We start from the raw sequence: 12,484 nt of genomic DNA, 5'->3' as shown, positions 1-12,484 counted from the left end.
TGTGGAAAAACAGGCAACCCAGGAAAACCTTATTTCCCCTCCGATTTCGAAGCGGCGCTTTTCCACAATATCCGGTGCTGTGTCCGGCTTAGTTTCTCGTAGAACAGCGTGGAGTTTTTGCGAAATACTTGAATGACGACGTGAATGAAAAACGCCAGATCCATCAGCAGAACCAGCATGGCCAATAACGCCCTTGCTCCCTCCGGCAACGATCCGGAAGGAAAGGCAACCAAACGGTTCATGCCGAAAATCCCCCAATAAAGCAGGCCGTAGCGGACGATGATCGACATGGTTCCCGGCCGCGCTTCATCACCTTGCTTATTTCTGCCTCGGGTCAATTGGGCTGCGTAACCCGCATCGGCATCCCGCTTTTCCGTCGGTTCCGCTTCCTCGATCCTGATGCGAACCAGCCATTTGCCGAAGGTGCAGCCGCCGGTTAGGTATGGAAGCAGCATAAAGTAAAGACCTGTCGCGACGAAATAAGCCGCCGGAATCCGCAGCACGTGGCAGACGGCCAACAGCACCGCGCAAATGACAACATCAAACATCCAGGCCAAACCGCGGCGGGTGTAGCTCACCCTTTTGGCGGACAAATCCACACCCCGGTCCAGATGCTCGATCCTGGGCAAAAAGCGCGACAGCCATTCGGCGGCGAGAAAGCCGATCATTCCGCCAAGCGTGTTCGTCATCAGGTCGTCGATATCGAACACCCGGTAGGCGTTGTCAAAAATGCCGAATATACCCGTCAGCTGCGTCACTTCAAACAACAGGGACAGCAAAAAGGACAGCAGCAGGCAGCGAATCGGCCCAAACCGGAAGTAGTAACGTATGATCATCCCGAACGGCACCGTCAACAGGACGTTGAAGGCCACCTGCAAAAAAGCCCGCTCCTTCAGCAGCCGCCAATACGTTGAAGGCTCTCCTTTAACGACGCTGGTCTCCTTCAGGATATCCTGGATGAAATGAAACGGAACGAGCTGAACAGGCGATTGGGCGAGCGGCGGATTGTGCCGCGTGGCAGGAAAGGGCAGCATGATCAGAAACGCGGCGTTCATCAGGTACAGCAGTAACAGGTACAGGACGAACGCCCGCACTTTGTTGATATACCCGTGCCGGCGGTACTGGACGACGAGAAAAGGCATCGTGAACAGCAGCGCGGCGAAAGGAAAAGCCATAAAGGCATAGGAAATAGGGAACAAATACGTTTCAAATTTCAAAGTTTAAACCCCTTCTGCTCATAAAATCTTAACTATCTTACCATAGGACGTTCGAAGCCGCATTTTAGTTAGCCAAAAAGTCCGGCAATTTATGCAAAAAGCTTTCCCGCGCTCCAACTAGTGGAACGGGGAAAGCTTTTGCCGTTTTGGTGGATTGCAGCGAATAATGACTTACTCCGGTTTGTCCGGCGTTTTCGGCGGAACGTCCATGCCGGCCGCTTCCCTGGAGACCGGTTCCTGCGGCGCCCGCACTTGTGAGGCTGACGCCTGCTGGGCGGGGTCCTGCGGCGGCGGCACCTGCAAGGACGGCGCTTGCGGGGCAGGCTCCTGCGACAGCGGCACCTGTGAGCCGGCTGACTGCTCGGCCGGCGTCTGCGCGGGCGCTGTCTGCGTTGCCGGTTCCTGCGGAACCTGCGCCTCGTTGGGACGAGCCTGCACGGCCATCCCGTTCGCTTGCTTCCAGGCTTCCCCCTGCGCGGCTCTGTTCTGCGCCTGACGGCGGCGCAGAAGCCAAAGCGGCACCACGATAACCGCAGCGATGGCGATCACCGGCAGCGCCCCCGCCAACAAGACGATCAGCCACTGCAGGATCAGCGACAGCACTTCGATGCTTCCCGTCAGCGCCTGCTTGGCTCGCTCCAAGAGCGGGGTCTCATCGCCCTCTGCCATGGCGGATCCCGCCTGCTCCGGTTGATACAAACGGATTTCGACCGTGGAATAGGCGACGTTGCTGTCGATGTACCGCATCCGGCCTTTGATCTGCTCGATTTCCGTCTGAATCCGCTCCAGCTCATTCACGAACTTAACCAGTTGGCTCGTTTGAGTTGCTTCCTCCACAAATTTAAGGTACCTGGCCTCCATCGCTTCCTTGACTTTAAGCCGTGATTCCAGGTCCACGTACTCCTCGGAAACGTCCTGTCCCTGAATGGTGCGCTGCATTGATTTGGGCTTGAGCTGTTCCAGTTTGTCCAGGAACGGAGAAAACCCGGCGGCCGGCACCTTTAGGATAAAATTCCCGCCAAGCTCGTGCTGGGACTGATTTTCGGAGAACTCGACGATATAGCCGCCCGTTAATGCCACGAGATTGCGGATTTCGGATTGCGCTTTAGCGTAATCCTCCACTTCCATCACGACGTTGGCCCGGTATATCAGCTTCTTGTTGAAGCCGGTGTCCGCTGTTGCCCCTTGAAATCCCGGGGAGGTTTGCCCCGCTCCCGCAGCGGCATTGGCGGTGCGTCCGCCTTCCCCCGCTCCCGCCGAAGATCCGGCCCCTCCGCCGGAGGACTCGGCTTCTTCAGTCCCATCGGCCGCATCGGACTTCTCCGCGACCGATTTGTCCGTGCTCCTGGCTCCACCCAGCCCCATTCCGCCATCGGCGGCCTCATTGGAAGCTTGATCGCCTACGGCCATGTCAGCCGCCGGTAAAGCGTTTTCCATGGATTGGGATGCGCTGCCCGAATTATCGCTTGCGTTCCCGCATCCGCCCAGCAGCCATAACCCTAAAATGACCGCTCCTAATACCGCAATCTTTTTACACCATTTCCCCAATGAAATGCCCCCCTTGTCATAAACAGGCTTGAGCGCTCCGCATTTTCTTATCTGCTCTGTACTGTTTTATCGCGGAACGTCTCTTACCTGTCTTGACGCCTCCAAAGTCTGGAAGGTTGCCGTCTTCGAAAAATAAAAATAGTCGAACCTTCCAGCATGGTGGCACTTGGACCAAAGGCCCCCTAACTTGGCTGCGACTCCGCTGAACATTTAAAGCAAGCATCCGCCGTTAAGTCCCCGGTGCCCTTTTGTATAGCGCCGAGAAAACCTTCGTAACCAGGTTGTCTGAGAAGCTCAACTGCCCCATAGCGCAAAACATAAGAACAAAAAATGCACTAGCGTTGCAAGAACACTAACATCAATTTTCAGCAAAACCCACATTTGGATTATTGAAACTATAAATGGATTTTTTTACAGTCATTTTTTAAGCTTAAGACCAAAAAGTCAAGGTTACCTAATGCGTAGGTCGCGATGTCCCATTAAATGTATATAATGGATATTATTCCTTGAACTTGCTTGGCTTAATTATCCCAACCATTGTGCGCACCGATAACGCTTTGGGACCTGACCCCGGACGTCTCCCCGGACTACTTCGACTGGGTTTCCGATCCAGTTCGGTTCGAAAGGATCGCCATGAACGGTACAAATACTCGCGGAGAATCCGGAGCACTTGCCAGTTTGTTTTTGCCGTTTGGGTGCTGTGCCGGATGTGCTCCACGAGCAAGGCAGTAATTAAAGCCAAGAATAATTGGTTCCAAATAGCCTGTGGTTTATGACTGTGCAGCTTCTTCAATCGCAAATGTTGCTTCAGCCATTTAAAATACAACTCGATGAGCCAGCGATTTTTGTAGATCTGCGCGATTTCTTCAGCGGTCTTATCCCATACCGATGTAAAAATACGATAAGTCCGTTCCTGCTCGTCATAAAACTCCACCAAACGAACGGAATGTTCCATGGATCGGAAGGAACTGCCCACGCAAACCTTGGCGTCCCGCGTGATGTTCGAGCCTTCCGGAACAGGATACTCCTCAATGACGGTGGCAAGCGCGCGATCTCGCATACGGATCACAAACTGGATGTTGTCCTGGACCCATTGATCCATCCGGGCATAATCATCATAACCGCGATCCATCACATAAATCGCATCCGAGGGGACGACCAGTTCAACGGCCCCCGCACGATCCCCTACATTGAGCGAACTGGGGATCATGGCATCAGGAAATAGCTTGTCGGGAGCTGTAACAACGAGGCGCAGATGCATCTTGACGCCGCTACTCTTATTTGACATCTTGGCCCAACTTCCAAGTTGAAGCGGCAGTCGAATGCTGGAAGAATCAATGATGTGCAATTTCCCGCTCTGGCCCTGGTGGCAAGCACGTTGCTGTGTTTGTGATGCCAGATGCTGAAACATCCACTCCAACAGCTCCGTTGGGATCTGATCGAGTTTTCGGGATAATTGCGAGCCGCTGATACTCTCCAACTGTAGAAGCTGCTGAAGTTTCGGCTCAGCACGAAGTGCAATTTCCATTTCACCGTAAGATGACCATTGTTTCAACTGAGCATTGATGAAGAGCATGATCGCTTTCATCGTGGTAAGTTTCTTGGTGTAATGGTCGAAGAGTAAACGTTGATGCACATCGATGGGCAGTAAGGAAATCAGTTGACGAATGACCGTTTTAGCTTTAACGTTATCCATGGATGGTCTCCTTTTGTAGAGAGTTATGGACAACGTACCTACCTCTTTACAATAGGAGATTTTTTATGCTTTTTCCATGAAAAATGATCATAATTACCCATATTTAACTAATATTTGATTATTCGCGTTAGGTTTTATGCAACGCTAGTGCAAAAAATGTCCTTATTCCGGCGATAACCCCCATTCAAGGAGAAATAAAGGCAATTTATGCCGCTATTTTTCCCGATCACCAGGAGATGCCCACATTCCGGACCACTTATAGGAAAATAAGGACATAAAATGTCGCTAGTGGGGATGAACATCCCTAGGTCCGGATAATAAGTACATAAAGTGCACTAGCGTTGCAAGAACACTAACATCAATTTTCAGCAAAACCCACATTTGGATTATTGAAACTATAAATGGATTTTTTTACAGTCATTTTTTAAGCTTAAGACCAAAAAGCCAAGGTTACCTAATGCGTAGGTCGCGATGTCCCATTAAATGTATATAATGGATATTATTCCTTGAACTTGCTTGGCTTAATTATCCCAACCATTGTGCGCACCGATAACGCTTTGGGACCTGACCCCGGACGTCTCCCCGGACTACTTCGACTGGGTTTCCGATCCAGTTCGGTTCGAAAGGATCGCCATGAACGGTACAAATACTCGCGGAGAATCCGGAGCACTTGCCAGTTTGTTTTTGCCGTTTGGGTGCTGTGCCGGATGTGCTCCACGAGCAAGGCAGTAATTAAAGCCAAGAATAACTGGTTCCAAATAGCCTGTGGTTTATGACTGTGCAGCTTCTTCAATCGCAAATGTTGCTTCAGCCATTTAAAATACAACTCGATGAGCCAGCGATTTTTGTAGATCTGCGCGATTTCTTCAGCGGTCTTATCCCATACCGATGTAAAAATACGATAAGTCCGTTCCTGCTCGTCATAAAACTCCACCAAACGAACGGAATGTTCCATGGATCGGAAGGAACTGCCCACGCAAACCTTGGCGTCCCGCGTGATGTTCGAGCCTTCCGGAACAGGATACTCCTCAATGACGGTGGCAAGCGCGCGATCTCGCATACGGATCACAAACTGGATGTTGTCCTGGACCCATTGATCCATCCGGGCATAATCATCATAACCGCGATCCATCACATAAATCGCATCCGAGGGGACGACCAGTTCAACGGCCCCCGCACGATCCCCTACATTGAGCGAACTGGGGATCATGGCATCAGGAAATAGCTTGTCGGGAGCTGTAACAACGAGGCGCAGATGCATCTTGACGCCGCTACTCTTATTTGACATCTTGGCCCAACTTCCAAGTTGAAGCGGCAGTCGAATGCTGGAAGAATCAATGATGTGCAATTTCCCGCTCTGGCCCTGGTGGCAAGCACGTTGCTGTGTTTGTGATGCCAGATGCTGAAACATCCACTCCAACAGCTCCGTTGGGATCTGATCGAGTTTTCGGGATAATTGCGAGCCGCTGATACTCTCCAACTGTAGAAGCTGCTGAAGTTTCGGCTCAGCACGAAGTGCAATTTCCATTTCACCGTAAGATGACCATTGTTTCAACTGAGCATTGATGAAGAGCATGATCGCTTTCATCGTGGTAAGTTTCTTGGTGTAATGGTCGAAGAGTAAACGTTGATGCACATCGATGGGCAGTAAGGAAATCAGTTGACGAATGACCGTTTTAGCTTTAACGTTATCCATGGATGGTCTCCTTTTGTAGAGAGTTATGGACAACGTACCTACCTCTTTACAATAGGAGATTTTTTATGCTTTTTCCATGAAAAATGATCATAATTACCCATATTTAACTAATATTTGATTATTCGCGTTAGGTTTTATGCAACGCTAGTGCATAAAGTGCCGCTATTCTCATGGCCGGCGGTTGGTCGTCCAAGTAGCCTACGGTCATCGAACTTGTAGCCACTTGTTCGCTTCCTGCGCCGGACGGTTCATCGCTGCTGTAGCCTGCGGTTCGTTGTTCCTGCAGCTGTTCGTCGTCCAGCATCCGACGGTTCGTCGTCCGGCAGCCGGCTGCCGAGCACAGATGTCCAGGTTGTGTCCGGAGAACCTACGATCAATCACATATGTATGAAAAAAACAACGGAGACCCTGCTGTACAGTCAGGGTCTCCGCATCTATGGTTAAGGGGGATGGCTTTATACTACAAGGCTATACTTAAAACAAGATGAAAATCAGTTTAAAGTTTAATGAAATGTCTCATAATTCATAATTCATAATTCACGATTCATGATATTTCTTCAGCACTATGACCGCGTTATGTCCGCCGAACCCGAACGAGTTGGACAAGCCGATGTCAAGCGCGGCCTTTCGCGCAGCGTTCGGCACGTAATCCAGATCGCATTCGGGATCGGGATTCGTCAGGTTGATCGTCGGCGGGATCACCCCTTCGTTCAGCGTCTGCATCAGAGCGATTGCTTCCGCGCCGCCCGCCGCGCCAAACATATGGCCGATCATCGATTTGTTCGCCGTGATCGGAATTTGCCAGGCACGCTCGCCGAACGCTTTTTTGATCCCCAGGGTCTCCCCGCGGTCGCCCACCTCCGTGCTTGTGGCATGAGCGCTGATCACGTCAACCTGCTCCGGGGACACCCCGGCGGACCGCAGCGCCCGCTTCATCGCCTGAGCGGCGCCTTCCCCTTCCGGATGGGAAGCGACCACGTGATAGGCGTCCGAACTGGCCCCGTATCCGATCACCTCGCCATGAATCCGCGCGCCTCTGCGCAGCGCATGCCCCAGCGATTCCAGGATGACGATGCCGGCGCCTTCGCCCATCACGAAGCCGTCGCGGGCCGCGTCAAACGGGCGGCTGGCCTGCTCCGGCTCGCCGCTCCGCTTCGACAGCGCCGTAGCGTTCCCGAAGCTGGCCAAGGCCAAAGGATGAATCGCCGCCTCCGTCCCGCCGGCGATCATAACATCCGCCTCGCCGCTCTTAATCAGCCGGAACGCTTCCCCGATCGCCGTATTGCCGATCGAACAGGCCGTCACCGGCGACAGCGTGGGCCCAAGCGCGCCGTAGCGGATGCTGATTTGCGCCGCCGCCATATTCGAAATCATCATCGGGACAAGGCTCGGGCTTACCCGGCCCGGTCCGCGGCTATCCAAGACCCTCATGTTTTCGGCCAGCGTCTCGATCCCGCCGATGCCAGATCCGACGTAAACGCCAAACCGTTCCCGGTCAACCCGTTCCGGCTGCAGCCTCGCATCCTGCAACGCCTGTTCGGCGGCATACATCGCGTATTGGCAAAAGCGGTCCATTTTCCGCGCTTCCTTCCGGCCGAACAGCCCCTCCGCATCGAAATCCCGCACCTGGCCGGCGATTTGGGTGCCGAATCCCGTAACATCAAAGCGATCGATCCGGGAAATTCCCGATCTCCCTTCCTTAAGTCCGTTCCAAAACGTATCCACATCGTTGCCCAGCGGAGACAAAATGCCCATACCGGTAATGACAACCCGTTCCATACCAAAATCCTCCTTCAAAAAAACATCTGTTGTCCCCTATTTTATCCGCTTCTTATCCTATTACAAGTTTTTAATTATCCTAGTATAATAGGTAATACAATAAGCGACGTTAAAGGAGAATCTCAAAGTGAGTACGGAACCGAGGCTTAAAGCGCTCTCCGAATTTTTAAAAACCCGGCGGGCCAAGCTGAATCCGCAGGCGGTCGGACTGCCGCCGGGCGGGCGCCGCCGGACGCCTGGACTGCGGCGCGAAGAAGTCGCCCAGTTGGCCGGGGTCAGCACAACCTGGTACACCTGGCTGGAACAGGGCCGTGACATCAAGGTGTCCGCTTCGGTCCTGGACGCCATCGCCGGGGCGCTCAAACTGAATGCCGATGAACGCAAATATTTGTTTGATCTGGCGATGGACAGCGGCTTGCACCCTTCCTTCACTCAGGAGCCAAACACCGCCATCAGCCCTTCGCTGCATAAAATCCTGCAGGAGCTGAAGTTTTGTCCCACGATCATTTCCGATCGCCATTGCCATATCGTCGGCTGGAACGCCGCCGCGTCCCACGTATTCGTCGACTTCGAGCATCTTAAAGGCGAAGAGCGGAATCTGATCTACCTCGTATTCGCCAAAAAAGAGCTGCGCAGCCTGGCGGTCAACTGGCCGCATTTCGTGAAAGGTTTTTTGGCGATTTTTCGCGCGTATTACGGCCAATACGTGGCCGATCCGTGGTATGCCGGGTTTATCGAGAAAATGACGCAGAGCTACCCCGATTTTCACGATTTGTGGGAGCAAAGCGAAGTCAAGGCCGCTCCCGAAGTCCTGATCGAATTCCGCCACGCCAAAGCCGGAAAAATGCTGTTTAACCTGACCTCATTACAGGTGCAGGGAGAGGCCGATTTGCGCTGCAGCATCTATACACCGATCGAAGGCACGGCCACGGAGGCGAAATTGAAGAAGCTGCTCGAGGGAGCGGGCCAGAAACATTGAAATGTTCGGAAACAATCGGGCCGAGCCGCATCCCCAAAAGGAAACGGCTCGGCCCAACGTTTATCTCTGGCCGGCAAACATTTTGTCGCGGTATTCGAAAGGCGAAATTCCTTCCAGCTCTTTGAAGACGCGGGAAAACTGCTTCGTATTTTCGAAGCCGACCGCCGCGCCGATTTCCGACAATTTCAGGCTCCCGGCGCCGATCAACTGCTTCGCTTTGCGGATGCGCACCTTTTTTAAGTACAGCACGAAGCTTTCTCCGGCATAAGCTTTAAAAGCCTCGCTGAAATACGAGTAATTCAGCGAAACATGGTTGCTGACCATCGCCATGTTCAGCGGCCGGTGATAATTTTCTTCGATGTAGGCGATGGCCTCCTTCATATCCCCGTGCTCGCTGTGGGCGGAACGGATTTCCCGGATGTAATCGTCCAAACTTAGCAGCAGCTGCTCCAGCGCGCGAAAATAGTCGTGGAAATGGCGGAAATTGTTCATCGTCCCCACCTGGCGGTACAGCTTCAATACCTCCACCGAAGCTTCGCCGTACAACCGGAACACTTCGTCCAACACCTGTTCGTTCATGCGCCGGCCAACCGTTTCCAGATAGGAAACATCGACATCCGGCAGTTCGCCGACGCGGAAGATCGTGCGGAGCAGCGCCCCGATCTCCTTTTCCCGCTTCGTGCCGAGGATGTTGCCCAGCTTGCGGAGTTCCTCCTCCGGTACGGGGAAAACGCGTTTTTCGCCCGGCAGCTCACTGTAGCAAATCAGGCTCGTGCCCGGATAGATAAACGTGTGTTCCAATGATCTTTTGGCCTCCGCATAACAGCGGGGGATATCCTCCAAAAGGCGGCCTTCCCGGCTGACGCCCATCAGCAGGCCTTCCAGCTCCTTCTCCGCGGCAAGCCGCGACAGTTCGGCAAAATTGGCTTGCGGCCCCCCGATCAGCACAACCCGCCCTTCGCGGTCGAACACCGCGGCGTTCAGGCAGCCGTTCACGGTTAGCAGCATGTGTTCCGCCAGCGCTTTCAGCTCTTCCTTGTTCATGCACCGCCCATCATCGTACTTATACATCAGCACTGCCGCCGAAAACGGTACGGCGTAACGGTCAAACCCGATCTCCTGCCCCAGCTTCCCGGTTTCCTCCCCGGCTATTTCCCCGATCTGCAGCAGCTCCTGCAAACTTCTCGACTGCAGTTCGGCGCGGTACATCTCCGACATCGCCATTTGCTCCTCCATGCGGGAAAGGTGGTTCAAATGCTCTTCGCATTTGCGCAAAGCCGCAAACAGCTCGTCCCGGCGGATCGGCTTAAGCAAGTAGTCCTTCACCTGGTATTGGATCGCCGCTTTGGCGTATTCGAAATCCTCATAACCGCTCAGAATGATGACCAGCGGCTGAGGGTGTCCCGAAGCGCGGGGTTCCTCGGCCAATTTGCCGATCAAGGCGATCCCGTCCATCCCCGGCATCCGGATGTCCGTGATGACAATATCGGCTCCTTCGGAGCGGTAATGTTCCAGCGCTTCCCCGCCCTGGCCGGCGGTGATCAGCCGGTACCGGCCCGGATACTCGCGCTCAATCATCGTCTTTAACCCCAAGCGGATATTTTTCTCATCATCCACGATCAAGAGTGTTCGCATGTTCGCCCATCCCTCCTGTCAATAACATCCGCGGAATCGTCATCACAACCCGGGTATAGCGCCCCGGTTCGCTGATTACTTTCAGACCATAAGCCGCGCCAAAAAACAGCCTCACCCGTTCCTGGACGTTCAGCAGACCGATGCCGCGGGAGCGGACGCCCGTTTCAAAGGTGCCCGTTAACCTTTCTCTTAGCCCGGCCGCGGCCAATTCCGCATTCAATCTGGCCAGCATGGCGGCCTCGATGCCGCAGCCGTTGTCCGTAACCGTAATTTGCATCCGGTCTTCCTCGCAGACAGCGCCGATATGAAGTTCCCGCTTTCCCGGGGGCTCCCCCGTCCAGGCGTGCTTCACCGCGTTTTCCACGATCGGCTGCAGCGACATTTTCAGCACCTCCAGCTCCAGATCGCCGTCGCTAATCTCCGTGATCAGCGCGACCGGCTCGTCAAAGCGGATGTTCATGACCTCCAAATAATTTTCGATATGGCGGATTTCATCGCGCAGCTTGACGTATTCGCCCGACCATTTGAAGTTATAGCGCATCATGCCGCCCAAGGAGGTCAGCGCGTCGGAAATCGTGCGCTGGCCCTCGATCTCGGCCATCATCTTGATATTTTCCAGCGTATTGTACAAAAAGTGCGAATCGATCTGACTATGCAATGTCCTTAGTTCGGCTTCCTTGGTCATCGCCTGCTTGCGGACCCCTTGGGCGATCAGTTCGTTTATCGTCTGGATCAACTTGCTGAAATGATGCGCCAGCTCCCCGACTTCCCCTCCCCCTTTAATGCGCGGGACGTCGATATGGAAATCGCCTTTGCGCATTTTTTTCATCGCTTCGGTCAAACGCCGCAAATTTTTCAGGATAATCGAATTCAGCAAAAAGGTAATGGTCGACAAAAGCACGATCAACAGGATATTGGCGGCCATGATTTGCTGCTTGGAGCGCAGGATGTTATCGAGCACGCCTTCCAGGGACACAACGTACAGCAGGTGCGCGTCAATCCGCTCGATCGGGGCGGAGATGAGCAAAAACTCAGCCCCCTCCAGTTCGAATTGGGTTTGCAAGGCGGCGTCCGCGGGCTGTTCCCGGAGCAGTTCCCGCACTTTTTGCCGCATAATGCCGCTGCCGCCGAGCAGAGATTGCCCGCGATCCATATATATCGCGCCATGAGCATCAAGCAAAGCCATCTGGGATTCATCGTCCGCAATGCCCGTATACACCCTGGGCGCAAAATCCTTCAGCAGCATTTCGATGCCGATGATCCCGATATGCGCTCCGCCCGAATTGATCTCTTGAAACAGCGAGATTTTCGGCTGGTTTTCCGCGGGTTCGGCCGTATACCTTTTCATGATGTCGCGGTCGGTCTGCTGCAGCACCCACAGCTGTCCGCCATCCCGTTCATTGACCTCAGGGTACCACGGCTCGGCGGAGATCCGGTTCTCCCGGAACACGGTCGGCCAGATTTCATGGGTCAGCGGGTTGTTCGTAAATATCCGCCAGTGAACGATTTGCGGCGTGCCTAATTGAATCAGACCGAAATCGGCGAACTTCCCCATATTCCAATCGATCAGCTCGCTGGTCTCCGGCTCCCGGTCCAGAGTCAAATAATCCATCAAATCCTGATGGGATATGGAGATTTGGGCCGCCAGCTCCATCGCCTCGATCTGCTTTTGGATTTGAATGCTTTCCAGCTCGATCGTGAATTGGCTTTTCTTGAGCGCATCGGCGATATAGTTTTGATGAATCTGGTTAAACAGATAGTTCGATACAATAATGCTCGGAATAAAAAAAATAACGATATAAGCCGTCACAAGCCGGCTTTGCATCGATCTGCGTCCAAGCCAGTATAGAAAATGATCCGCGGTTGACTGAATCCATCGTTTCATCGCTGCGATTTCTCCCGGGGAATGCGGACAAAGGGGAACCTCGCGGGCG

Annotated in this window: 8 protein-coding genes; 1 reads left to right on the top strand and 7 read right to left on the bottom strand. The window is 53.5% G+C overall.

What is annotated here, in order from left to right:
- Positions 1–29: 29 nt before the first annotated feature.
- The 5 genes from NYE74_RS16700 to fabF all read right to left on the bottom strand — a co-directional run bounded on the left by NYE74_RS16700 (position 30) and on the right by fabF (position 7,936).
- Entirely contained in the window at positions 30–1,175 is a 1,146-nt protein-coding gene (locus NYE74_RS16700) for a VanZ family protein (protein WP_051985849.1), read from the bottom strand.
- A gap of 213 nt (positions 1,176–1,388) precedes the next feature.
- The gene (locus tag NYE74_RS16695) at positions 1,389–2,765 is read right to left on the bottom strand and encodes a DUF4349 domain-containing protein (protein ID WP_316561563.1); all 1,377 of its coding nucleotides are present in this window, start codon (positions 2,763–2,765) and stop codon (positions 1,389–1,391) included.
- A gap of 499 nt (positions 2,766–3,264) precedes the next feature.
- On the bottom strand, positions 3,265–4,461 hold the full coding sequence (locus NYE74_RS16690; RefSeq protein ID WP_115311341.1) for an IS4 family transposase: 1,197 nt from the start codon (positions 4,459–4,461) through the stop codon (positions 3,265–3,267).
- A 499-nt stretch (positions 4,462–4,960) separates the two neighbouring features.
- Positions 4,961–6,157: an IS4 family transposase gene (locus tag NYE74_RS16685; RefSeq protein ID WP_115311341.1), complete on the bottom strand. Its 1,197-nt coding sequence runs from the start codon at positions 6,155–6,157 to the stop codon at positions 4,961–4,963.
- 537 nt (positions 6,158–6,694) lie between these two features.
- On the bottom strand, positions 6,695–7,936 hold the full coding sequence (gene fabF / locus NYE74_RS16680) for a beta-ketoacyl-ACP synthase II (protein WP_036622091.1): 1,242 nt from the start codon (positions 7,934–7,936) through the stop codon (positions 6,695–6,697).
- 127 nt (positions 7,937–8,063) lie between these two features.
- Between fabF and NYE74_RS16675 the strand changes: the two genes are divergently transcribed.
- Complete coding sequence (locus NYE74_RS16675; protein WP_036622090.1) at positions 8,064–8,915, top strand: helix-turn-helix transcriptional regulator; 852 nt, start codon at positions 8,064–8,066, stop codon at positions 8,913–8,915.
- A gap of 60 nt (positions 8,916–8,975) precedes the next feature.
- On the opposite strand, the gene NYE74_RS16670 is transcribed toward NYE74_RS16675, so the two are convergent.
- Both NYE74_RS16670 and NYE74_RS16665 read right to left on the bottom strand, forming a co-directional pair.
- Positions 8,976–10,550: a response regulator transcription factor gene (locus NYE74_RS16670; protein ID WP_124332686.1), complete on the bottom strand. Its 1,575-nt coding sequence runs from the start codon at positions 10,548–10,550 to the stop codon at positions 8,976–8,978.
- Positions 10,525–12,435: a sensor histidine kinase gene (locus NYE74_RS16665; RefSeq protein ID WP_124332685.1), complete on the bottom strand. Its 1,911-nt coding sequence runs from the start codon at positions 12,433–12,435 to the stop codon at positions 10,525–10,527. Before NYE74_RS16665 ends, NYE74_RS16670 begins: the two co-directional genes overlap by 26 nt.
- Positions 12,436–12,484: the final 49 nt, after the last annotated feature.

The sequence above is a fragment of the Paenibacillus sp. FSL P4-0127 genome (genome assembly GCF_038007325.1).
In the GTDB taxonomy this organism is placed as follows: Bacteria; Bacillota; Bacilli; order Paenibacillales; family Paenibacillaceae; genus Fontibacillus; species Fontibacillus macerans.
This window is presented reverse-complemented; position numbering and strand designations above follow the sequence as displayed.